The following is a 21,596-nucleotide window of genomic DNA, read 5'->3' as shown; positions in this document are numbered from 1 at the left end:
TACAGCAACGTTGAGTAGGTTTCATAGACGGCTCTTTTTTAATTTTATGAACAGAGGGAAATGACAAAATGAGTATTAACCCGGCTTGTTAACACTGCAACCGGTTACTGTAACCGGTTTCCGCGATTGTGAAGAGGATCGAGAATCTGGCAGTAAGATGTTTGTTATGCCCGGTTATTTACACGCATAACAGGCTTGTGACAGATTAATGGCGGTCATTTGCTGGAGAACATCATGAGTTTGCAGTCCGTGCGGCAGTTCTTTGCCGATAACGCCCCCGACATCGATATTATTGAACTTAACCAAAGCACAGCGACTGTGGCACTGGCCGCCGCCGCGCATAATGTCGAACCAGGTCAAATCGCAAAGACGCTGTCGTTAAAAGTGAAAAACGAAGTGATATTGGTCGTCGCGAAAGGTGATGCTCGCCTTGATAATAAAAAACTAAAAAATACCTTTGGCGCGAAAGCCCGGATGCTAAGCAGTGACGAAGTCGTCACCATTACCGGTCATCCAGTTGGTGGTGTCTGCCCGTTTGGTCTGGAAAACCCGTTACAGGTGTATTGTGACGTGTCGTTAAAGCGCTATCAGGAAGTGTTACCGGCGGCGGGAGCAATTCACAGCGCGATTCGTATTTCCCCCGACAGAATGGCAGAGTTAACCCGCGCGAAATGGATTGATGTGTGTCTGTAGTTGCGTAACAAAGCGCCAGGCAGAACCTGGCGCCAGTTCCCAAAACCCCTTTTACATTAATTCAGACGCGGCGCGCGCGCAGGGCGGCTTCCATGTCAGAATATCCGCCGCATCAAGCAAACCGACATCTGATGTGACCCCCAGCTTTGCCATCGCGTTGAATTTATGCGCGCGAATAGTTTTCACGTTACGATCCAGCTGCGATGCAATCTCGGCCACAGAATAACCTCGCGTCATGTAGTTCAGAATTTCCCTTTCGGTCGGGCTGAGCATACGACACTGGCTAACATACCAATGGTTAATCATGTTTTCGTTAATACGCCGCGTTTCACCAAACAACGTGACCAACTCCTCCAGTAGTACAGAAAGTGGCGATGATTTGCTTAATATCCCGTGCAACCGTGAGGGGGAGAGATGCCCAACCAGCCGCGCTTCACGGTTGTCTCCCGCTAATACAATGCGTTGCATTTCTGGATGAGAAAGGGAGAGTAAATGCAGACACATCAGACATTCGAGTCGTTCTTTCCGCTGACCAAAAAGGGAATAGATAACGGAAAAAAACGAAGTCTGTTTCAGCGCCTGCCGAAACGCCGAATGGTCTTTAAAAAAATAAAATTGATAGTGATTAATAGCAGATTCATCAAATAAATGTCGTAGACCCTCCCCGCTCATTATGCATTTTTCTATGATGGCAACATTTCCCTTCTTCCTGGTATTTTCCATTCATTATGTTCTCCGTCCGCCGTACCAAAATCCAGCTGTTTCATTCCCTGACTGCTATTAATCCATGTATACAAATCTGCATTACTACGAAGTGATAATCGCCGCATTGCGCTGTTCTTTTGCGCACTGACTGTTTTATTACTTTTTTTAAGCAGTGTGGCGATTTGATTAATACCCCACCCTTTTCCGAGGAGACGTAACACTTTACGCTCAGACAACGTTAACATTGCGTTAGAAAAAGAATTGTCGTTGTGTTTATGCCATCCTGAAGTCAATAAGGTTGGGCTAATATTCTTAACGTCCTTATGCCCATTACGAATCGCCTCAATTACACCCTCGATCGGTTCCACGTCCGCCAGCAATGTCGTTTTGGGCTGCATAAGAAGCTCAGCAGCCACAGGATAGAGGCTGCGCGAGACGAAGAATAACCAGCGTGCGTTATCGCATTGAGGAAACAGTGAATAATATTGCTGACAGCTTTTTCTTGCATAGCGCTGTTCCCCTGATAAGTCAGTGATTATCAGTCTGGCAGATTTTAATTTGAGCGGTGCAACCTCTTCCACTGACGAATAATAATTAAGTGCATATTCCGGGAAATGTCGCTCAAGAATGCCGCCAATCCCGACCCTAAGCACTGGCGTTTTGCTGATGATAATCCCCTGATTGCCGTCTTTCGATAGCATAAAACCTCCGCTTCCATTTGCGCGTTCTATCAATCTTATTTATAAGTATTTACTCAGTTAATACTCATATTGCGTAAAGTAGCAACACCTTTTTGATGCAGTCACCATAAAATTGGCACAGTTTATGAATGACAACAAATATAATGTACTGAATTATAATATCCACAAGTAGTGTGTCAACATTGCACAATGCGCATTAAAATATCCGATACATTATTAATAATAAAATAAGAAATTTAAAAGAGCCGGCATATATTAATATAAGGAAAAAACAATTATCTTAAATAATACATAAGATCTTATTAACGCTAACTTCATCATTATTCTCAGCTAAGTAGAAAAAATCTGCTGTTTCTTTTCCGTTATCACGTCATTCTTAACATGCGTTAAGCTCTCCTTTTGAACATGAACAAGCGTGATTTAATGCACAATTCTTGATCTTTCTTAGCGCCATCCAGCCCTTGTCCTGTGCTAAAAATAGGCTTTCCGCTCCATCCTTCGTGAGCGTCAGTGCAACAATACCAGGGTTATCATGCAAACAGACCAGTCATCACAGCGGGCCATTACGCGGCTGTGCATTCAGTGCGGCCTTTTTTTGTTACAGCACGGCGCTGAAAGTGCGCTGGTTGAGGAGCTTTCAACGCGTCTGGGACTGGCGCTCGGCATGGATAGTGTTGAAAGCTTGATTTCTTCCAATGCCATTGTCCTTACCACGATTAAAGACGGAAAGTGCCTCACTTCAACCCGCAAAAATAGCGATCGCGGCATCAATATGCACGTGGTGACAGAAGTCCAGCATATTGTCATTCTCGCTGAACATAAGTTATTGGATTGCAAAGACGTCGAGAAGCGCTTCGCTCAGGTAAAACCGTTGCGCTACCCACGCTGGCTGGTCATGTTGATGGTAGGTCTCTCTTGTGCCTGCTTTTGCAAGCTCAATAATGGCGGCTGGGATGGTGCTTTTATAACTTTTTGTGCCAGTAGTGTCGCGATGTATGTTCGCCTGGTTCTGGCAGGTCGTCACTTACATCCGCAAATCAACTTTTGTATCACCGCTTTTGTCGCTACGACAGTTTCCGGCCTGATGCTGACGCTGCCCGTTTTTCTGCAATCATCCACCGTCGCCATGGCGGCCAGCGTTTTGCTTTTGGTACCGGGGTTTCCGCTGATTAACTCGGTTGCCGATATGTTTAAAGGGCATATCAATACGGGGCTTGCACGTTGGGCAATCGCCAGCTTATTAACGCTTGCCACCTGTATTGGTGTGGTAATGGCAATGACACTGTGGGGGTTACGCGGATGGATGTAATTTTGTTCCTTCTTGCACTGGCGCAGGATATGTTACTGGCGGCCATCCCTGCCGTTGGCTTTGCCATGGTATTTAACGTGCCGCACCGCGCCCTACCCTGGTGCGCGCTGCTTGGCGCGATTGGTCATGGTTCGCGCTTCGCTATGGTGCACTGGGGATTCAATATCGAATGGTCGACCTTTGCCGCCTCAATGCTGGTCGGCTCGATTGGCATCCACTGGTCACGCTGGTATCTGGCGCACCCGAAAGTCTTTACCGTGGCGGCGGTGATCCCTATGTTTCCGGGCATTTCCGCTTATACCGCGATGATTTCGGCGGTGAAGATCGGCCATTTTGGCTACAACGAAGAACTGATGATTTTACTGTTGACGAATTTCCTGAAAGCATCCTCGATTGTCGGGGCACTCTCTATTGGCCTGTCGATTCCTGGTCTGTGGATTTACCGCAAACGCCCCCGCGTATAAGGTCCATTTTTTGCCGTCGCAGTCAACATCTGCCGGGGTAATAAGGTTGAGGCAGAGAGACTGACAGCCATTGCGGAACGTGCAACGTAATCACATGATAGAGAAAGATTTTCTAAAGCAGCGACTTACCAAACACTCAGTAAGCAATATTCGTTTTCACCGGATCGACGATACTGACTCTTTCGCAACCCTTTTTACAAAACCCCCGGTCCGGGTTGCGAAGCGCCAATACCATGTTGAAACCACAGGCAAGTTCTCATGCGTCTACCTGTTCAAAAAAAATAACTTGCAATAAAATCGCACGCTATATATATTCAATCCCATGAAGAAGACATCGACTCCAACCGCGAATGCGCAGCTCGCGTTAGATAACCAGTTTTGTTTTGCGCTGTACTCAACAAATCTGGCGCTGCATAAGCTCTACCGGCAGCTACTGGCACCGATGAATCTCACCTACCCGCAATATCTGGTGATGCTGGTGCTGTGGGAAAAAGATGACATCACGGTGTCGGAAATTGGCGAGCGCCTGTTTCTCGACTCCGCCACGCTGACGCCGCTGCTGAAGCGTCTGGAAAGCGCCGGGTTGATTCGTCGTCAACGTTCGCGCCAGGATGAACGTCAGGTGGTGATCACCTTAAGCGAAAGCGGGCGTGAACTGCAGCAGCAAGCGACGTCGATTCCGGAAGCAATCGGCTGTGCAATGGCTTGTGATAGCGCAACGCTTGCCGATATCAAGCAGCAACTTGAACGGCTTCGCCAACAGTTTCAACGGGCATAAGCTCCCTTTGCAGGGAGTTATTTCCAGCAACAAAATAGCACACTACTTTATAGCAAACACTCTAGATAATAAGGAACCTGCCATGTCTTTAGAAAAAGTGGTTTACACTGCCAAAGCCAAAGCAACCGGAGGCCGTGATGGTCGCGCAACCTCTTCCGACGGCGTACTGGATGTCAAACTGGGCGTGCCGAAAGAGATGGGCGGCGCGGGTGGCGAAGTCACTAACCCGGAACAGCTGTTCGCTGCGGGTTACTCCGCCTGCTTCCTCGGCGCCATGAAATTTGTCGCCGGTCGCGACAAAATCAGCATGCCAAAAGAAGCCTTTATTGAAGGTGAAGTTGGTATCGGGCCTTTGCCCACCGGTTTTGGTATCGAAGCCAAACTGAACATCCACCTGCCGGGGATGGACGCCGCCGAAGCCAAAAAACTGGTCGATGCCGCGCATATTGTTTGCCCTTACTCCAATGCCACGCGTGGCAACATCGACGTTACGCTGAATATCATCGCGTAACGCCAACAAGCTAACGTTTCAGGAAAATCACAAGCCGGGGAAACCCGGCTTTTTCGTGCGATACTGCCCTTTGCGTTCACTGTGTTACTATGTGTGATTATGCCTGTGTGAAAAAAGCACAGTGCGCCGTATCCGTAGTAATCCTGTTTGAGAACGCGTTATGTCTTCCAGAATCCTGACGCCGAATGTCATTGGCATTGATGAATTTGTGCGCGATCCCGCCTGCGTGCTGGCACGCACGGAAGGCGGCGCCATCGCCGTTTTTGCCAATAATCGCCCCGCGTTTTACGCTATTACGCCGCAGCGCCTTGAACAGCTTCTGGCGCTCGAAGCACAGCTTGCGCGTCCAGTGAGCGATATTTCGCTCGATGCACAATTTTACGAAGAACCCGCCGCCGCGCCGGTAAATGTGCCCATGGGCAAATTCGCCATGTACGCAGGCTGGCAGCCAGATGCTGACTTTCAGCGCCTGGCGGCGATGTGGGGCATTGCGCTGGCCCAGCCCGCAACGCCGGAAGAGCTGGCCTCGTTCGTGGCTTACTGGCAGGCAGAAGGCAAAGTTTTCCATCACGTCCAGTGGCAGCAAAAACTGGCGCGTAGCCTGCAAATGGGCCGTAGCAGCCAGAACGGCGCGACAAAGCGGGATATTAACGCCCTGTCCGAACCGGATAATCAAATCCCACCAGGTTTTAGAGGATAACGATGAAAAACGTCGGCGAATTGATGAAGCGACTGCAAAAAATGATGCCAGCCAACACCGAGCCTGCCTTTAAAACCGGCGAAGAGTTGATGGCCTGGCAGAAGCAACAAGGCGAAATCCGTTCGGCGGCGCTGGAGCGCGAAAATCGCGCCATGAAAATGCAGCGCACCTTCAACCGTTCCGGCATTCGTCCCCTGCATCAGAACTGCTCTTTCGATAACTATCGTGTTGAGACGGAAGGCCAGATGCGGGCATTGAGCCAGGCACGGCAATATGTAGAAGAGTTCGACGGTAATATCGCCAGTTTTATCTTTTCGGGCAAACCGGGAACCGGTAAAAATCATCTGGCGGCGGCTATCTGTAATGAACTGCTGTTGCGCGGTAAATCGGTGCTGATCATTACCGTTGCCGACATTATGTCGGCCATGAAAGAGACCTTCGGCAATAAAGAAAACAGCGAAGAGCAGTTGCTCAATGATTTAAGCAGCGTTGATCTGCTGGTGATTGATGAAATCGGTATGCAGACGGAATCCCGCTACGAAAAAGTCATTATCAACCAGATTGTTGACCGCCGTTCTTCGTCCAAGCGCCCGACAGGCATGCTGACCAACAGCAACCTGGAAGAGATGAATAAGCTGTTGGGCGAACGCGTGATGGACAGGATGCGCCTCGGCAACAGCCTGTGGGTGATTTTCAACTGGGAGAGTTACCGCAGCCGCGTCACCGGTAAAGAGTATTGAGAGTTTTCCCATCCGTGGCGCGCCCGCGCCCCGGTGTATACTGGCCGCCTTCGTTGACATCAGGATCCGCACGATATGAAATTTACCCAACGCCTGCTTTGCGGCGCCGCACTCGGTAGCGCGCTGCTCACCGGTTTTGCGCAAGCCGCCTCCTGGCAGGACACGCTTTCCAGCGCCGCCAGCGAGCTCAGCCAAAAATCCACCGCCTCATCCTCTCAACAAGGGGGCTTGTCGCTCTCTTCCCTGACAAGCCTGCTTAATGGCGGTAACCAGGCGCTGAGCGCTGGCACCATGAACAACGCGGCGGGCGTGATGAGCTGGTGTGCGAAAAACAAGCTCTCCAGCCTGACGAATACCGAAAATGTGAAAAACCAGGTGCTGGATAAACTGGGTCTGGGTGCCGCTCAGCAAAAGCAAGACACCAATTATCTCGAAGGGATCCAGGGCATGCTGAACACCAAAAACGGTGAACAGCTGAATTTGAGCAACATCGGTAGTACGCCGCTGGCGGAAAAAGTGAAATCCAAAGCCTGCGATATCGTCCTTAAGCAGGGCGTTAATTTCCTCTCCTGATATCCCGCCGCGTTCAGCCAGAACGCGGCCTTCCCCTTCCCCACGTTACCGGAACGCCGCCAGTGCGACGGCCATCACTATTACACTTTTCTAAACCAATTCTGAATAAGCTCGTTATAAAGTGACACTACAATTGCAGATATGTGACGCCAACATTAAATTATACGCCCTGTTACAAAAATTAATGGCCAGCAATATGTCTGGCGTTGATGAGGAATAACGGTTGTCCGAGTTGCTCTCTATCGCGCTGTTTCTTGCCTCTGTGGCTATCTATGCCTGGAAAGCGGGCCGTAATACCTGGTGGTTTAGCGCCACCTTGCTGGTGCTGGGTCTGTTTGTCATCCTGAATATCACGCTTTACGCCAGCAATTATTTTACCGGCGACGGCATCAACGACGCGGTGTTATACACCCTGACCAACAGCCTGACAGGCGCAGGGGTCGGCAAATATCTGCTTCCCGGCGCAGGATTAGTGTTAGCGCTGGTGGCGGTGTTTTGCGCGCTCGGCTGGGTGCTGCGCCGTCGTCGCCATCTGCCACACCATTTCGGCTATAGCTTACTCGCACTTGCGCTGGCGCTCGGTTCGGTAGACGCCAGCCCGGCGTTCCGCCAGATTACCGAGCTGGTAAAATCTCAGACGCGCGAAGGCGATCCTGACTTTGCCACTTTTTATAAAGTACCAGCCAAGCAGATCCCCAACCCCAAACTGAACCTCGTTTACATCTACGGTGAAAGCCTTGAGCGCACCTATTTTAACGAGGAAGCGTTTCCCGGCCTGACGCCAGAATTGGGGGCGCTTAAAGAAGAAGGCATTGATTTTAGCCATACCGAACAGCTACCCGGCACCGATTACACTATTGCCGGCATGGTCTCGTCGCAGTGCGGCATTCCGCTGTTCGCGCCATTCGAAGGCAACGCGTCGGCCTCCGTTTCCAGCTTCTTTCCGCAGAATCTTTGCCTTGGCGACATCCTGAAAAATTCCGGTTATGAAAACCACTTCATTCAGGGGGCTAACCTGCGTTTTGCCGGGAAAGATGTGTTTTTGAAATCTCACGGATTTGATTATCTGATCGGCGCAGAAGAGCTAAAAAAAGAGGTAGCGGACCCGCATTACCGTAACGACTGGGGTTTTTATGACGATACGGTGCTGGATACCGTGTGGAAACAGTACGAGGAACTCTCCCGTTCCGGTAAACGCTTTTCGCTGTTTGCACTGACGGTAGATACCCACCACCCGGACGGTTTTATCTCGCGCGGCTGCGAACGTAAACGTTATGCCTACGATGGCAAGCCGAACCAGTCATTTAGCGCGGTAACCTGCAGCCAGCAAAATATCGCCGCGCTTATCAACAAAATCAAAGCCTCACCGTGGTTTAAAGACACAGTGATCGTGGTGTCGTCGGATCACCTGGCGATGAATAACACCGCGTGGAAATACCTCAACAAGCACGATCGCAGCAACCTGTTCTTTGTGCTGCGCGGCGATGAACCGCAGCAGGATATCTCCGGGATTAAGCGCAGCACCCTTGATAACGGCGCAACCGTGCTGGATATTCTCGGCGGCGATAATTTCCTCGGCCTTGGTCGTAGCAGCCTGTCCGGGCAGTCGCTTTCGGGGATTTTCCTCAATATGAAAGCGAAAATGCTGGCGTGGAAACCGGACATTATCCGTCTGTGGAACTTCCCGAAAGAGATGAAAGATTTCACCATCGATACGGATAAACAGATGGTGGCCTTCTCTGGTAGCCAGTTCCGTTTGCCGCTGCTGGTGCGGGTATCGGATAAAGTCGAACCGCTGCCAGAAAGTGAGTATTCTGCACCGCTGCGCTTCCAGCTGGCGGATTTCGCCCCGCGCGATAATTTCGTCTGGATCGACCAATGCTACAAAATGGCGCGCTTATGGTCACCGGAACTGGCGCTGTCTACCGACTGGTGCGTCTCGCAGGGGCAACTGGGCGGCGAACAGCAAGTCCAGCGTGTCGACAAAGTGCAGTGGAAAGGGAAAACCGCGTTTAAACAAACGGTGATCAGTAGCGATCGTTACCAGAAAAACGTCGATACCCTGAAGATCCTCGACGATAGCATTCGCTACAAAGCCGACAGTTTTGTCTTTAACGTGGCGGGCGCGCCGGAAGAGATAAAACAGTTCAGCGGCCTCTCCCGGCCGGAAAGCTGGGGGCGCTGGTCGAATGCCAATCTGGGCGAGGAAGTGGCTATCGAATATAACCAACCGCTGCCGGAACAGTTTGAGCTGGTGATCACCGCCAAAGCCTATGGCCCGAATGCCAACCGGCCAATTCCGGTGCGCGTTGGCGATCAACAACAAACGCTGACGCTGGGTAATGAGCTCAGCACCACCACGCTGCACTTTAGCAATCCGTCTCACAGCAACCGGCTGGTCATCGTGCCGCCGGAACCGCAATCCACCAACGAAGGTAATATTCTTGGTCATTCGCCGCGCAAACTGGGCGTCGGCCTGGTGGAAATCAAAGTGGTGAACCGTGAAGGCTGACCGCTACAGTTCCGCTTTCATTTCGTACTGGCTGATGGCCATGGTGGCGTAGCCCGCGCGCTGAAACAGAGATGAAAAACGCTCTGGCACCGCCACGGTGGTGCCAAGCGCCGGAAAATGCTGGTTCAGCGCCTGCAGCAACTCGCAGGCAAACCCTTTGCGCCGGTATTCGGACTCCACATAAATAAACCGCAGCAGGGGTTTGTCGCCGAGAGTGGAAACCAGCGCATAAGCATGTTTGCGGTACTCGAATGCCCGCACGGGCAGCGATACCGCAGTGAGCGGATCCACCTGCCACGGCAGCCGGTCATGGCATTCACTGATGGCGCTGCGCACCACTTCCAGCGGATAGCACTCCTGTAATGTGCCGTTCTCTTCAGCCACATCCGCGCGTCCCTGATAACCAAACAGCGGCTGAACGGTGGCAAACCCCAGCGCATGATAAAGGGCGATACCGGCATGATTATCGCTCATCACTTCCAGCCATATCTGGCGAACGCCTTTGCTGCGCAGTGTCGCCATTAACGGCGGTAATATTTGTCTGCCCACGCCCTGGCCACGAAATTGCGGGCAAACCGCAAAGGCCGCCAGGCGGGCGAAATCGCCACGCCGGGCGATCAACGCCACTGCGGCAGGCGTATCGCCTGCCAGCCAGACGCAGGAATCGACGAGGCTTAACCCTTCGGCAAGAAAGCGTTGTGCAAATACATCGGGCGGCAGAGAAAACGGTACGCGGTAGCCTTCAAAACAGGCACCGGTAATAGTGGTCAGCGCTTCGCAACTATAGTGGATGGCAGGAACAGCAACGAGGTTCATAAGGCTTCTCCGCGACATGATGCAATGAGCATAGCACGGTGAAGCGGGAGAAAATGCGCCCTGTGTGACAGGGCGCAAATAACGATTAGAAGGTTTCCCAGTTCTCACCCGCATCGGTCGCGGCTTTACGCGGCAGGGCCGATGCAGGTTCCGCTTTGACGAAACTGCTTGGCGTTACGCCAGCGTTTTTACGTTGATCCTGCATGATGCGGAACACGGAAACGGCCTGCGTCAGGCGGCTGGCTTGTTCTTCCAGCGCGGCTGCAGCGGCGGCAGACTCTTCCACCAGCGAGGCGTTCTGCTGGGTAACGCGATCCATTTCAGAGACCGCCAGACCAACCTGGTCAATGCCGCGGCTCTGCTCATCAGAAGCAGAGGCAATTTCGCCCATGATGTCGGTAACACGCGTAACGGCGTTGACGATCTCATCCATGGTTTCACCGGCGCTTTCCACCAGTGTCGACCCCACTTCAACGCGGCCAACAGAGTCTTCAATCAGGCTCTTGATCTCGCGAGCGGCCTGGGCGCTGCGCTGTGCCAGGTTACGCACTTCGCCTGCAACCACCGCAAAGCCACGACCCTGCTCACCCGCACGCGCCGCTTCGACAGCCGCGTTAAGCGCAAGGATGTTAGTCTGGAAGGCAATGCCGTCGATCACGCTGATAATGTCAGCGATTTTCTGCGAACTGGCGGTAATATCGCGCATCGTCTGCACCACGTTATCCACCACTTTACCGCCTTTCTGCGCGGTTTCAGACGCGCTCAGCGCCAGGTGGCTTGCCTGACGGGCGTTTTCGGCGTTCTGTTTCACCGTGGCGGTCAGCTCTTCCATGCTGGCAGCGGTCTCTTCCAGAGAAGCCGCCTGCTGTTCGGTACGGGAAGAGAGATCGTTGTTACCCACGGAAATTTCGCTGGCACCGCTGTAAATGGCGTTGGCACCGTTACGTACATCGCTAACGGTACGCACCAGTTCGCTTTGCATATGGCGCAGGCTCTCTGCCAGCACGCCCATTTCATTGGAACCCTGCACTTCGATGCGCTGCACCAAATCGCCACCGGCAATATGGCGAATGTTGTCGATCAAATGGTTGAGCGGCTTAATCAGCGCGCCTTTGATCCCAACCCAGACACAGACGATCACAGCCAGTACCACGATCAGCACGGTAATGATGACCCACACCGCAGAACCATAGGAGCTTTCGCTGTCGCGAACCGCTTGTTCATACAGGCTATCGTTCTGCTGCAAATAGTTAACGTATTGTTTCTCAAAACCATCCTGATAGCTCTGGGTCGGCTGGTCGAAGAAGTCATTGATCTTACCGGCGCCCAGCAACTGGATCAGTTCCGCCAGCGCGTTGTGGTAGATGTCGTAGTTGCGTTTGATCTCTGCCGCAGCCTCTTCACTCTGGCGCGGATCGCGCGGCAGCGCCTGGTAAGCATTCCAGTTCGCTTCCGCCTGTTTCAGCGAGGTGCTGGCAATCTGCATCAGATCGTTAACGGTCGCGCCGCTGCCGATATTGTTCTGATCCATCATGTAGCGAATACCCGCGCGGTTCAGGGTATTACGGGTTTGCAGTAGCGCAACCCAGCTAGCATTCAGCGTGGATTGCTGCTGGCGAATGGTTTGTAAAACGTTGAAGTTTTCTTTGTCCTGTTTCAGCGCGTTAAAGAACAAGCCGCCGGAAGTGAGTTGTAACAAGCCAAATAATGCCAATACCAGCAACAAACTGGTCACAAGTTTAATACGAGTCAACATGTTTTCTCTTTCCCTATAAACAGATACCAGGTTTTCGGCCTGGCATAGGAAAACTTTATGGTTTAACGTGCTATTTTTTCACCAGTTATACATTGATTGCCCCCCGGTAAAATCCTCTCCCTTCCTTGCCAGACAAGGACTTAGCGTGACATGCGTCACAGATCCACGACCGTTTTCTGGCCCTCAAAACCGCTTATGACGCCTTCGTTACCGCTCACCGCCTTTTTCCAACCACTCAGTCAAATCGCAGCCGATTCGCGCGCGTAATTTGCCATCATAAATGCCAGCATTTCAGCCAATTGAACCATTCCAAATTCCATTCACTATTTCTGCTAAAACCAGGTCTGAATATGGATACTAAAAAACTACTCAAGCACATACCCTGGGCCATCCTCGGGATAATCGGTGCTTTTTGTTTATCCGTTGTCGCACTACGCCGGGGCGAGCATGTCAGCGCGCTGTGGATCGTGGTTGCGTCCGTTTCCGTTTACCTTGTGGCATACCGCTACTACAGCCTTTACATCGCCCAGAAGGTGATGAAACTCGATCCAACCCGTTCCACACCGGCGGTCATCAATAACGACGGCCTCAACTATGTGCCGACCAACCGCTACGTGCTGTTTGGTCACCACTTCGCCGCTATCGCCGGGGCTGGCCCGTTGGTAGGCCCGGTATTGGCCGCGCAAATGGGCTACCTGCCGGGTACGTTGTGGCTGCTGGCGGGCGTGGTGCTGGCCGGTGCGGTGCAGGACTTTATGGTGCTGTTTATCTCTTCCCGCCGTAACGGGGCCTCTCTCGGTGAGATGGTGAAAGAAGAGATGGGGCGCGTACCGGGCACCATCGCGCTGTTTGGCTGCTTCCTGATTATGATCATCATCCTCGCGGTACTGGCGCTGATTGTGGTGAAAGCGCTGGCGGAAAGCCCGTGGGGTGTGTTCACTGTCTGCTCCACCGTGCCGATTGCCCTGTTTATGGGCATCTACATGCGCTTCCTGCGCCCTGGCCGCGTGGGCGAAGTGTCGGTTATCGGTATTGTGCTGCTGGTGGCGTCCATCTGGTTTGGCGGCGTGATCGCGCACGACCCGTACTGGGGCCCGGCGCTGACCTTTAAAGACACCACCATCACTTTCGCGCTGGTTGGTTACGCCTTTATCTCCGCGCTACTGCCGGTATGGCTGATCCTCGCGCCGCGCGACTACCTGGCGACCTTCCTGAAAATCGGCGTGATCGTCGGTCTGGCGCTGGGTATTGTGATCCTCAACCCGGAACTGAAAATGCCTGCGGTCACCCAGTACATCGACGGTACGGGCCCGCTGTGGAAAGGTGCGCTGTTCCCGTTCCTGTTTATCACCATCGCTTGTGGTGCGGTTTCGGGCTTCCACGCGCTGATCGCGTCCGGCACCACGCCAAAACTGCTGGCTAATGAAACTGACGCGCGCTTTATCGGTTACGGCGCGATGCTGATGGAATCCTTTGTGGCGGTGATGGCGCTGGTTGCGGCTTCCATTATCGAACCAGGTCTTTACTTCGCCATGAACACCCCGCCGGCCGGCCTTGGGATTACCATGCCGAACCTGCATGAGCTGGGCGGTGATAACGCGCCGATGATCCTGGCGCAACTGAAAGACGTGACCGCGCACGCGGCAGCAACAGTCAGCTCCTGGGGCTTTGTGATTTCGCCGGAGCAGATCCTGCAAACCGCGAAAGATATCGGTGAGCCGTCGGTACTGAACCGCGCCGGTGGCGCACCAACACTGGCTGTCGGTATCGCGCATGTGTTCCATAAAATCATTCCGATGGCGGACATGGGCTTCTGGTACCACTTCGGTATTCTGTTTGAAGCGCTGTTTATCCTCACCGCACTGGATGCCGGTACACGTGCAGGCCGCTTTATGCTGCAAGACTTGCTGGGTAACTTCGTGCCGTTCCTGAAGAAAACCGACTCGTTGGTTGCTGGCGTCATTGGCACAGCGGGCTGCGTGGGTCTGTGGGGTTATCTGTTGTATCAAGGCGTGGTTGATCCGCTGGGCGGCGTGAAAAGCTTGTGGCCGCTGTTCGGTATCTCTAACCAGATGCTGGCGGCCGTCGCACTGATGCTGGGTACCGTAGTGCTGGTGAAAATGCAGCGTACCAAATACATCTGGGTCACCGTGGTTCCTGCCATGTGGCTGCTGTTGTGCACCACCTGGGCGCTGGGTCTGAAACTGTTCAGCACCAACCCGCAACTGGAAGGCTTCCTCTATATGGCTAACCAGTACAAAGCGAAGATCGCCGCTGGTGGCGCTGATCTGACCGCGCAGCAGATTGCCAACATGAACCATATCGTGGTGAACAACTACACCAACGCCGGATTGAGTATTCTGTTCCTGGTGGTGGTGTACAGCATCATCTTCTATGGCATCAAAACCTGGCTGAAAGTACGTAACAACACCGTGCGTACCGACAAAGAAACACCGTATGTGCCAGTGCCGGAAGGCGGTGTGAAAACCTCTTCACACCACTAATTGCGTCACAATTAGCCCCACGACAGTGGGGCTAACTTTTACAGAGACAAGCCATGTTTGGTAACTTAGGCGAAGCAAAAAAGTACCTCGGTCAGGCGGCGAAGATGCTGATTGGCATCCCGGACTATGACAACTACGTTGATCATATGAAAACCAACCATCCGGATAAGCCGTACATGACTTACGAAGAGTTCTTCCGCGAACGCCAGCAAGCGCGTTACGGCGGAGACGGCAAGGGCGGAGTCCGCTGTTGCTAAAGGAGAATCTATGACCCCGATTGCTGTAACTCTATTGACCGGCTTTCTCGGCGCCGGCAAAACCACCCTCTTACGCCATATCCTCAATGAGCAACACGGTTACAAGATTGCCGTTATCGAAAATGAGTTCGGCGAAGTTTCTGTTGATGATCAACTGATTGGCGATCGTGCCACGCAAATCAAAACCCTCACCAATGGCTGTATCTGCTGTAGCCGATCCAATGAGCTGGAAGATGCATTACTGGATCTGCTCGACAGCCTCGATCGCGGTGATATCGCCTTTGATCGGCTGGTGATCGAGTGCACCGGCATGGCCGATCCTGGGCCAGTCATTCAGACCTTTTTCTCCCATGAGATCCTTTGCCAGCGCTATCTGCTGGACGGCGTCATCGCGCTGGTTGATGCGGTACATGCCGATGAGCAAATGAATCAGTTCACGCTGGCACAGTCGCAAGTAGGCTATGCCGACCGTATTCTGCTGACCAAAACGGATGTTGCAGGCGAGAGCGAAAAACTGCGTGAACGCTTAAGTCGCATCAATGCCCGCGCGCCGATTTATACCGTGACGCACGGCGATATCGAGCTGGCGCAGCTGTTTAATACCAATGGTTTTATGCTGGAAGAGAACGTGGTGGCGGCAAAACCGCGTTTCCACTTTATTGCCGACAAACAGAACGACATTAATTCGCTGGTGGTCGAGCTGGATTACCCGGTGGATATCAGCGAGGTCTCCCGCGTAATGGAAAACCTGTTGCTGAGCTTTGCCGACAAACTGCTGCGTTATAAAGGCATGTTGTGGATCGACGGTGAGCCAAACCGCCTGCTGTTTCAGGGCGTGCAGCGCCTCTACAGCGCCGACTGGGATCGTCCGTGGGGCGACGAAACACCGCACAGCACACTGGTATTTATTGGCGTACAGCTACCAGAAGATGAGATCAGAGCCGCCTTTGCGGGTTTGAAGAAGTAACGAAATCCCCTTCCCCCTAACGGCTGGAGGAAGGGAAAAGAAATTACTGTCGCACCACCACCAGTTTCTGATTCACAAACTCTTTGATGCCTAAATCAGACAGCTCGCGGCCAAACCCGGAGCGTTTCACCCCACCAAACGGCAGTTCTGCGGCGGTATCCGTCAGCCAGTTGATATAGACCATGCCGGTTTCGATGCGAGACGCCATCTGTTTCGCGCGCTGAATATTGCGGCTGAAGATCGCCCCGCCGAGGCCGTAGTGCGAATCGTTGGCCAGGCGCACCGCTTCTTCATCATTGTTAACAACATAAATCTGCGCCACCGGGCCAAAGAACTCTTCAAAATAGGCCGGGTTGTCGCGCGTGATATGGGTCAAAATAGTCGGTTCGAAGAAGTTGCCTTCGCTGTTAGCCGGTTTGCCACCAAAGTGCAGTTTAGCCCCGTTTTGTACCGCTTCACTCACCTGTTGGCTCAGGGTATTGAGTGCGTCTTTCGAGGAGAGCGGGCCAAGGGTGGTGCTTTCATCAAGCGGATCGCCCAGCTTCACCTGCCTGAAGGCTTCGGTGAATTTACGCAGGAACTGATCGGCAATATCCTGATGAATAATAAAACGTTTCGCGGCAGTACAAACCTGTCCGGCGTTCGCCAGGCGCGCCTGCACGCCTGTCTCCACCGCTTTTTCCAGATCCGCATCATCCAGCACGATAAATACGTCATTACCGCCCAGTTCCAGCGTCGATTTCTTGATGTGTTTCGCCGCTTGCGCCGCCACCGCGCTACCGGCTTTTTCCGATCCGGTTAATGCAGCACCTTGTACGCGGGGATCGGCAATGATCGCAGAGACCTGATCGGAAGAGATGAATAGATTCGTCCACGCACCTTCCGGCGCGCCCGCTTCGCGCACCAGCTGCGCAAAAGTTTCGGCGCACTGCGGCACAATACTGGCATGTTTACAGATAACCGGGTTACCGGCCGCGAGATTCGGTGCCAGTACGCGCATCAACTGGTAGTAAGGGAAGTTCCACGGTTCCACCGCCATGATCACGCCGATCGGATGATGTTCTACCCACGCCTCTCCCAGATCCGTTTCATACTTCACTGGCGCAAGGAACTGTTTCGCGTTATCCGCGTAGTAGCGGGCAATCTGCGCACAAATTTTGACTTCACTGCGGCTCTGCGCAATCAACTTGCCCATCTCACAGCTGGCGATTTTCGCCAGCTCCTCCTGCTGGCTTTCCAGCAAATCGGCAAGTTTGTGCAAAATTGGCAACCGCTGTTCAATATCCCCCTTTGACCAGGGAGAGTGGTACAGCGCATCGGCTTTACGAAGTGCTACCTCGATATCGGCGTCGCTGTGGTTCGCATACGCTTTTATGAGCTGGTTGTTAAAAGGATTCACTGTCTGGTAAGCCATATTGGTCTCCTTATTTACCGCTTAGGGTATTAAGGGTAGTAAAATTGACCGGGCCTGAAAGTAAAGTTGGGTATATGCAGATGTTTCTTATACAGAAAGCAAAAGTAAATGCTGATTTTATAAATGGCACTAATACCTAAGCAACAGAAGCGTTAATTACAATTAAATGCGATCCTTATTTTTTTATTTTTTTCTAAGATTTACCGCGATATTCTCCGCGTTACTTGCCTGTAAATTTTGTTGTTATTCCCTGAGGTTACACACAGGCTCTTAGCGCGGTACGATTGTGTTATCCACGCTTTCGCAGCAGGTGGATAGGCATGTTAAGCCGGGCTATATTATTATCGCCGAGAAATAATCTGCCAGAGGTATTTAATTGGTGCCCTGGCTATATTGAGCAATATTATTCAAACAATTCCGCATGAGTGCCGATATCGGTAAACACGACTAAATGTTTATCTTTATCGACGCGATAAACCAATAAATAATCCCCGCCAATATGTAATTCACGAAAACCCACCATGTCACCAGTTAAAGCATGATCGTTATATTGTGCGGGGAGAGGATTACCGGAGAGAATCAGCGACATTATCGCAGCGGTTTCATGCATATCTCTCCGGCCAGCTCTGTTATAGCGCTCCCAAGCTTTAATAAAGGTTTTCGTATAATCGGAACGGTAAGGCAGTGGTGCGCGTTTACTCTTTCCCATCGTTTAAGCTGTCCATAAGCTGGTCAATACCATCAAAGCGTCCATTTTGATGTGCGAGGATGTCTTCTGTTTCAGTCATTGCTTTACGCAGTCTTGCCGTGGGTTTGCGCGTGACTTCAAAGGGAATACCTTCCGTTTTCACGATTTGCTCGGCAAACAAGCGAATGGCGGTGCTCCAGTTCAGGCCACAGCTTTCAAGCACTGAACCGGCGCGGGCTTTTAAATCGCTGTTAATGCGCGATCGAATAATGGAATCCATAAAACCTCCTGTGCTTTTTGTAGCCACATTGTAGCCACAAAAAGCACCATCTGCATCTGTTCTATGCTTAAAAAAGAGTAATTAACAGGAGGATACATGAGCATTCGCGGCATCGATCATATTGGTATTACCGTTCCGGATATTGAAGACGCTACCCGCTTTTTAATTGAAGCGCTGGGCGCGGAGCTGATTTATCAGTCCGTTGCGCCAGAAGATAAAAACCTTGATAACGAGGCGCAGCAAAAAACGTTGCGTCTCGTGCCGGGTACGACCATCACATCAATACGCATGCTCAAACTTCAGCACGGCCCCGGTATCGAACTCTTCGAAATGCACGGGCCAGAACAGCGTGAGCCGCTGCGGGCCAGCGATGTTGGCCTGCAACATTTTGCGGTTTATTGCGATGATATCGATGTTGCGCTGCAGCGCTTTGCGGATGCGGGCGGCGAGGTGTTTACCGCGCCGCAACCGCTCGGTTTTCCGACAGAGAAAGGCGCAGGCAACTGCTTTTGCTATGGGCGCACGCCCTGGGGTAGCATCGTCGAGTTTATTACCTGGCCCGCGCCGATGCCTTATGAACGCGATACCACGCTGCGTCGCTGGAAGCCGTAAATCAGCCCAGCACATCCTGCACGCAGGCTTTAAACACTTTCACGCCGAGCGCTAACGCGTCGCGATCGAAATGCATGTCCGGGTGATGCAGGCCTGGCAGCAGGTTGGCGCCCAGCCCCCAGAAACCACCTTTTACCTGCGGGCGCAGGCGCAAGTAGTGGAAAAAGTCTTCGCTGCCGGGTGTGGATTTTGGCGCGGTCAGCCCGCTATCGCCAAACACGCTGCGAATGGCGCGGGAAACCACGTCGGTTGCCTCGTCATCAATGATCGCCGCCGGCATCTCTTTCAGAATGCGGATCTCAGCCCGTGCGCCGTATGCCGCCGCACTGCTTTCAATCGCGCGCAGTACCTGCGGTTTTAGCGCATCCATGGCCTCGTTTTCCGCCGCACGCAGATCCCAGCACACCAGCGCGTTGTCCGGAATCGAGTTGGTCACCCCGGCGTCGCAGAGAAAACGCGTCGCTTTCGCGCTCCAGGTGAGCGAGGGCGCAAGATGAATACCGTTGACCGCCTGCACAGCGTGAGCGGCAGCGTCCAGCGCGTTTACACCTAAGTGGGGGCGCGCCGCGTGCGCCGCTTTACCGTGGAACACTACTTCCACCGTGGCAGACGCCGAGTAATACATCGCTGGCACCGCCTGACCCATCGGGCACTCTTCCAGCGGGCGCAGGTGGAAACCAAGCAGCATGTCAACATCGTCCAGCACGCCAGCCTCCGTCAGTGCAATCGCGCCAGTACCCAGTTCCTCTGCGGGCTGGAAGATGAACTTCAACTTACCCTTTTTCACTACCCCTTCGGCGATGACTTCCTGCGCCGTGGTCAGCACCACCGTGGAGTGTCCGTCATGACCACAGGTGTGGCGCGCGACATGCTCGCCATCAATGATATGCCCAAGCGCATCCATATCGGCGCGCAGCGCCAGCACTGGCCCCGGTTTACCGCTGTCCAGCACCGCGACAATGCCGGTCGTGTTATTGACCTGGCGCGTAACCTGGTAGCCCGCCGCCTCCAGAACCCCGGCGATATAAGCGGAGGTTTTATACTCTTCGAACCCGAGTTCCGGGATCTGATGCAGGTAATTAAAATGCTCAAGTGTGCGTGACACGTCTTACTCCTTGGTACTCAGGCAATAACGCGCATAATCAGCATGGCGATTACGGCATTGAGAATGCTGACCGCCATCAGTAGCGGCCAGTACTTCTTCGGCACATCGGCAACGCCCAACAGGCGGCCCATATACTGTAGCTGCGAACCCATTAAAAAGATGGCGGGCGCGAGAATGGTGATTTGTCCCATATCAAGCTGGCCTTTGCTGAGCAGGCTGACTGCCACGCCGGTTCCCGCTGAAGACGAAAGCCAGGCGGTGAGTAACACGGTAATCGCTTCCCCCGGCAGGCCAAACAGCCCCATTAACGGCGCGCAAAGATGGCCGATAATCTGCATCACACCGAGTAAATTGAGCATTTCGGCGATCACGTAGGCCATTAATACATTAGGCATCAGATTATTAATGGCGATATTAAAACCTTTACGCGCACCAATAACGAAAATATCGAACGGATTACCAGAGACTTTTGCGGAATTATTCATTGTCGAAATCTCGCTTATAAACAGTATTTAATGCCAGACGAACCACCGCTGCGCCCACGAATTTAAGGACAAACATTAAAACCAACGGAACAATAATCGGGATCGTTAATGACGCGAACATCGCTGAGCCAATCGAAAAATAGTTATTGATTAAGCCCGCGCCGGAATATTGCCACGACCCCATAATCACCACATCTTTACGGGTAATTTTATCGCTGTCGTATAACTCTTTAGTTAATGCCGCCCCGGCATCGGTGCTTTGCAGGTCGGTAATCAACGCCAGTCCCGTATAGCCCGGAATACCCAGCAGCGGTTTAAGCAATGGCGTGAGTAATTTATGCGCCGCACGGATCGCACCATAGTGGGTAAAAATCTCCAGCAACCCCAGAGCCAGCATTACCGTTGGCACCAGCGACAGCGCGAACAGAAAACCGGCCTTCGCGCTGATGCCGCCGCTGCCAATAAAAGTGTTAGTTTCCGGTGACTTCATGGTGCCGAACGCGCCACCCAGCGTGGTAAAGTCAAACGCGCCCAGCCACGCCATACCCTCGACTTTGAAAAAGAAGCCGGAAAAAACCAGCAGAACAATCACCAGCGAGATCCAGGCACCTGGCCCGACTTTCCACTCTTCCGCGTGCGCTTTCGCGGGTTGCTCCAGCGTTTTCGATTCACTCATAATATCTCTCTTTGAAATAATTAGATGACAATGGCTCATTACTAAGCAGGATCCGTGCCTGAATAGCCCGACGCTAAAATAAAAACCTTTTACCGCGAATTATTACGCAATAAAAAACCTTCCCGCGAAATACCGAGAATAAAAAGCAAAGTAACTAAAAAATTATTTAATTAAGCATTAAGAACTTCCTAATAAAATAATTTCTCACCGTTATCGGGCACCCTTTTGGTGCAGAAACGCAGACTCATCTTTTCATTTTCATTCACTCACAGGACAGGGCAGTTATTTCGATTATCACTATTCAATGCGGATGATAAATATCCGCTTAATGGTGTTATTGTTGCTTTCAG

Annotated in this window: 23 protein-coding genes; 13 read left to right on the top strand and 10 right to left on the bottom strand. The window is 52.4% G+C overall.

The genetic code is table 11. The annotated features are described in order from the left end of the window. Positions 1 to 234: 234 nt before the first annotated feature. Positions 235 to 693, top strand: coding sequence for a YbaK/EbsC family protein (locus BN2591_RS07495; RefSeq protein ID WP_017457826.1), 459 nt, complete (start codon positions 235 to 237; stop codon positions 691 to 693). Between the two features lie 51 nt (positions 694 to 744). Here the strand turns inward: BN2591_RS07495 and bglJ are convergent, their stop codons facing one another. Together bglJ and BN2591_RS07485 are read right to left on the bottom strand one after the other, a co-directional pair. After that, positions 745 to 1,365 (bottom strand): DNA-binding transcriptional activator BglJ, encoded by a 621-nt coding sequence (gene bglJ / locus BN2591_RS07490; RefSeq protein ID WP_086870363.1) that lies wholly within the window; start codon positions 1,363 to 1,365, stop codon positions 745 to 747. A gap of 11 nt (positions 1,366 to 1,376) precedes the next feature. Next, on the bottom strand, positions 1,377 to 2,099 hold the full coding sequence (locus BN2591_RS07485) for a response regulator transcription factor (RefSeq protein ID WP_086870361.1): 723 nt from the start codon (positions 2,097 to 2,099) through the stop codon (positions 1,377 to 1,379). A gap of 532 nt (positions 2,100 to 2,631) precedes the next feature. On the opposite strand from BN2591_RS07485, the gene BN2591_RS07480 reads away from it, so the two are divergent. The 8 genes from BN2591_RS07480 to opgB all read left to right on the top strand — a co-directional run bounded on the left by BN2591_RS07480 (position 2,632) and on the right by opgB (position 9,686). Then, positions 2,632 to 3,408, top strand: a complete 777-nt coding sequence (locus BN2591_RS07480) for a threonine/serine exporter family protein (protein WP_086870359.1) — start codon at positions 2,632 to 2,634, stop codon at positions 3,406 to 3,408. After that, a complete protein-coding gene (locus BN2591_RS07475) occupies positions 3,399 to 3,872 on the top strand; it encodes a threonine/serine exporter (protein ID WP_086870357.1) in 474 nt (157 codons plus the stop codon). Before BN2591_RS07480 ends, BN2591_RS07475 begins: the two co-directional genes overlap by 10 nt. Positions 3,873 to 4,194: 322 nt before the next feature. Next, complete coding sequence (locus tag BN2591_RS07470) at positions 4,195 to 4,650, top strand: MarR family winged helix-turn-helix transcriptional regulator (RefSeq protein WP_086870355.1); 456 nt, start codon at positions 4,195 to 4,197, stop codon at positions 4,648 to 4,650. 82 nt (positions 4,651 to 4,732) lie between these two features. Continuing rightward, positions 4,733 to 5,161, top strand: a complete 429-nt coding sequence (locus BN2591_RS07465) for an organic hydroperoxide resistance protein (RefSeq protein WP_086870353.1) — start codon at positions 4,733 to 4,735, stop codon at positions 5,159 to 5,161. A 160-nt stretch (positions 5,162 to 5,321) separates the two neighbouring features. Next, positions 5,322 to 5,861 carry a primosomal protein DnaT gene (dnaT, locus tag BN2591_RS07460; RefSeq protein ID WP_086870350.1) on the top strand — a complete coding sequence of 180 codons (540 nt, stop codon included), beginning with the start codon at positions 5,322 to 5,324 and terminating at the stop codon, positions 5,859 to 5,861. 2 nt (positions 5,862 to 5,863) lie between these two features. After that, on the top strand, positions 5,864 to 6,601 hold the full coding sequence (gene dnaC / locus BN2591_RS07455; RefSeq protein WP_017457818.1) for a replicative helicase loader DnaC: 738 nt from the start codon (positions 5,864 to 5,866) through the stop codon (positions 6,599 to 6,601). 75 nt (positions 6,602 to 6,676) lie between these two features. Further along, the gene (locus BN2591_RS07450) at positions 6,677 to 7,174 is read left to right on the top strand and encodes a YjjA family protein (RefSeq protein WP_086870348.1); all 498 of its coding nucleotides are present in this window, start codon (positions 6,677 to 6,679) and stop codon (positions 7,172 to 7,174) included. A 223-nt stretch (positions 7,175 to 7,397) separates the two neighbouring features. Beyond that, entirely contained in the window at positions 7,398 to 9,686 is a 2,289-nt protein-coding gene (opgB, locus tag BN2591_RS07445; RefSeq protein ID WP_086870346.1) for a phosphatidylglycerol--membrane-oligosaccharide glycerophosphotransferase, read from the top strand. Positions 9,687 to 9,689: 3 nt separating this feature from the next. Here the strand turns inward: opgB and BN2591_RS07440 are convergent, their stop codons facing one another. Further along, positions 9,690 to 10,502, bottom strand: coding sequence for a GNAT family N-acetyltransferase (locus BN2591_RS07440; protein WP_086870344.1), 813 nt, complete (start codon positions 10,500 to 10,502; stop codon positions 9,690 to 9,692). A gap of 85 nt (positions 10,503 to 10,587) precedes the next feature. Then, positions 10,588 to 12,258, bottom strand: a complete 1,671-nt coding sequence (gene tsr, locus BN2591_RS07435) for a methyl-accepting chemotaxis protein (protein WP_086870342.1) — start codon at positions 12,256 to 12,258, stop codon at positions 10,588 to 10,590. Between the two features lie 350 nt (positions 12,259 to 12,608). Here tsr and BN2591_RS07430 point away from each other — a divergent pair, with 350 nt between their 5' ends. Genes BN2591_RS07430 through yjiA form a run of 3 tightly spaced genes read left to right on the top strand, consistent with a single transcriptional unit; the run spans position 12,609 to position 15,986 of the window. Beyond that, on the top strand, positions 12,609 to 14,762 hold the full coding sequence (locus BN2591_RS07430; RefSeq protein WP_086870340.1) for a carbon starvation CstA family protein: 2,154 nt from the start codon (positions 12,609 to 12,611) through the stop codon (positions 14,760 to 14,762). A gap of 53 nt (positions 14,763 to 14,815) precedes the next feature. Beyond that, a complete protein-coding gene (locus BN2591_RS07425; RefSeq protein WP_007373011.1) occupies positions 14,816 to 15,019 on the top strand; it encodes a YbdD/YjiX family protein in 204 nt (67 codons plus the stop codon). Between the two features lie 10 nt (positions 15,020 to 15,029). Further along, entirely contained in the window at positions 15,030 to 15,986 is a 957-nt protein-coding gene (gene yjiA / locus BN2591_RS07420; protein ID WP_086870338.1) for a GTPase, read from the top strand. Between the two features lie 43 nt (positions 15,987 to 16,029). Here the strand turns inward: yjiA and BN2591_RS07415 are convergent, their stop codons facing one another. From BN2591_RS07415 to BN2591_RS07405, 3 genes are all read right to left on the bottom strand, one after another. Next, positions 16,030 to 17,400 carry an NAD-dependent succinate-semialdehyde dehydrogenase gene (locus BN2591_RS07415; RefSeq protein WP_086870336.1) on the bottom strand — a complete coding sequence of 457 codons (1,371 nt, stop codon included), beginning with the start codon at positions 17,398 to 17,400 and terminating at the stop codon, positions 16,030 to 16,032. Positions 17,401 to 17,803: 403 nt separating this feature from the next. Next, positions 17,804 to 18,109: a type II toxin-antitoxin system RelE/ParE family toxin gene (locus BN2591_RS07410; protein ID WP_086870334.1), complete on the bottom strand. Its 306-nt coding sequence runs from the start codon at positions 18,107 to 18,109 to the stop codon at positions 17,804 to 17,806. Then, positions 18,096 to 18,368 (bottom strand): type II toxin-antitoxin system RelB/DinJ family antitoxin, encoded by a 273-nt coding sequence (locus tag BN2591_RS07405; protein ID WP_086870332.1) that lies wholly within the window; start codon positions 18,366 to 18,368, stop codon positions 18,096 to 18,098. The genes BN2591_RS07410 and BN2591_RS07405 overlap by 14 nt, the downstream gene beginning before the upstream one ends. A gap of 96 nt (positions 18,369 to 18,464) precedes the next feature. Between BN2591_RS07405 and BN2591_RS07400 the strand changes: the two genes are divergently transcribed. After that, complete coding sequence (locus BN2591_RS07400; protein ID WP_086870330.1) at positions 18,465 to 18,980, top strand: VOC family protein; 516 nt, start codon at positions 18,465 to 18,467, stop codon at positions 18,978 to 18,980. Position 18,981: 1 nt separating this feature from the next. Here the strand turns inward: BN2591_RS07400 and BN2591_RS07395 are convergent, their stop codons facing one another. From BN2591_RS07395 to BN2591_RS07385, 3 genes are read right to left on the bottom strand one after another with little or no spacing between them, the layout of a single operon-like run. Further along, the gene (locus BN2591_RS07395; protein WP_086870328.1) at positions 18,982 to 20,085 is read right to left on the bottom strand and encodes a M20 peptidase aminoacylase family protein; all 1,104 of its coding nucleotides are present in this window, start codon (positions 20,083 to 20,085) and stop codon (positions 18,982 to 18,984) included. 17 nt (positions 20,086 to 20,102) lie between these two features. Continuing rightward, positions 20,103 to 20,570, bottom strand: coding sequence for a YjiG family protein (locus BN2591_RS07390; protein WP_020456432.1), 468 nt, complete (start codon positions 20,568 to 20,570; stop codon positions 20,103 to 20,105). Beyond that, entirely contained in the window at positions 20,563 to 21,246 is a 684-nt protein-coding gene (locus tag BN2591_RS07385) for a nucleoside recognition domain-containing protein (protein WP_086870326.1), read from the bottom strand. The genes BN2591_RS07390 and BN2591_RS07385 overlap by 8 nt, the downstream gene beginning before the upstream one ends. Positions 21,247 to 21,596 lie beyond the last annotated feature (350 nt).

The sequence above is a fragment of the Kosakonia pseudosacchari genome (genome assembly GCF_900184035.1).
Lineage (GTDB): Bacteria > Pseudomonadota > Gammaproteobacteria > Enterobacterales > Enterobacteriaceae > Kosakonia > Kosakonia pseudosacchari.
Note: the sequence above shows the minus strand (reverse complement) of the source record. Positions and strands in the feature narration are given on the sequence as shown.

Bases quoted from the DNA above. Each gene is read 5' to 3' on its own strand.
- BN2591_RS07440 (WP_086870344.1), bottom strand. From the start codon at position 10,502: ATGAACCTCGTTGCTGTTCCTGCCATCCACTATAGTTGCGAAGCGCTG.
- dnaC (WP_017457818.1), top strand. From the start codon at position 5,864: ATGAAAAACGTCGGCGAATTGATGAAGCGACTGCAAAAAATGATGCCA.
- BN2591_RS07485 (WP_086870361.1), bottom strand. From the start codon at position 2,099: ATGCTATCGAAAGACGGCAATCAGGGGATTATCATCAGCAAAACGCCA.
- BN2591_RS07430 (WP_086870340.1), top strand. From the start codon at position 12,609: ATGGATACTAAAAAACTACTCAAGCACATACCCTGGGCCATCCTCGGG.
- BN2591_RS07405 (WP_086870332.1), bottom strand. From the start codon at position 18,368: ATGGATTCCATTATTCGATCGCGCATTAACAGCGATTTAAAAGCCCGC.
- dnaT (WP_086870350.1), top strand. From the start codon at position 5,322: ATGTCTTCCAGAATCCTGACGCCGAATGTCATTGGCATTGATGAATTT.
- BN2591_RS07495 (WP_017457826.1), top strand. From the start codon at position 235: ATGAGTTTGCAGTCCGTGCGGCAGTTCTTTGCCGATAACGCCCCCGAC.
- BN2591_RS07385 (WP_086870326.1), bottom strand. From the start codon at position 21,246: ATGAGTGAATCGAAAACGCTGGAGCAACCCGCGAAAGCGCACGCGGAA.
- BN2591_RS07400 (WP_086870330.1), top strand. From the start codon at position 18,465: ATGAGCATTCGCGGCATCGATCATATTGGTATTACCGTTCCGGATATT.
- tsr (WP_086870342.1), bottom strand. From the start codon at position 12,258: ATGTTGACTCGTATTAAACTTGTGACCAGTTTGTTGCTGGTATTGGCA.
- bglJ (WP_086870363.1), bottom strand. From the start codon at position 1,365: ATGAGCGGGGAGGGTCTACGACATTTATTTGATGAATCTGCTATTAAT.
- BN2591_RS07425 (WP_007373011.1), top strand. From the start codon at position 14,816: ATGTTTGGTAACTTAGGCGAAGCAAAAAAGTACCTCGGTCAGGCGGCG.
- BN2591_RS07415 (WP_086870336.1), bottom strand. From the start codon at position 17,400: ATGGCTTACCAGACAGTGAATCCTTTTAACAACCAGCTCATAAAAGCG.
- BN2591_RS07410 (WP_086870334.1), bottom strand. From the start codon at position 18,109: ATGGGAAAGAGTAAACGCGCACCACTGCCTTACCGTTCCGATTATACG.
- BN2591_RS07470 (WP_086870355.1), top strand. From the start codon at position 4,195: ATGAAGAAGACATCGACTCCAACCGCGAATGCGCAGCTCGCGTTAGAT.
- BN2591_RS07475 (WP_086870357.1), top strand. From the start codon at position 3,399: ATGGATGTAATTTTGTTCCTTCTTGCACTGGCGCAGGATATGTTACTG.
- BN2591_RS07480 (WP_086870359.1), top strand. From the start codon at position 2,632: ATGCAAACAGACCAGTCATCACAGCGGGCCATTACGCGGCTGTGCATT.
- BN2591_RS07465 (WP_086870353.1), top strand. From the start codon at position 4,733: ATGTCTTTAGAAAAAGTGGTTTACACTGCCAAAGCCAAAGCAACCGGA.
- BN2591_RS07450 (WP_086870348.1), top strand. From the start codon at position 6,677: ATGAAATTTACCCAACGCCTGCTTTGCGGCGCCGCACTCGGTAGCGCG.
- yjiA (WP_086870338.1), top strand. From the start codon at position 15,030: ATGACCCCGATTGCTGTAACTCTATTGACCGGCTTTCTCGGCGCCGGC.
- BN2591_RS07390 (WP_020456432.1), bottom strand. From the start codon at position 20,570: ATGAATAATTCCGCAAAAGTCTCTGGTAATCCGTTCGATATTTTCGTT.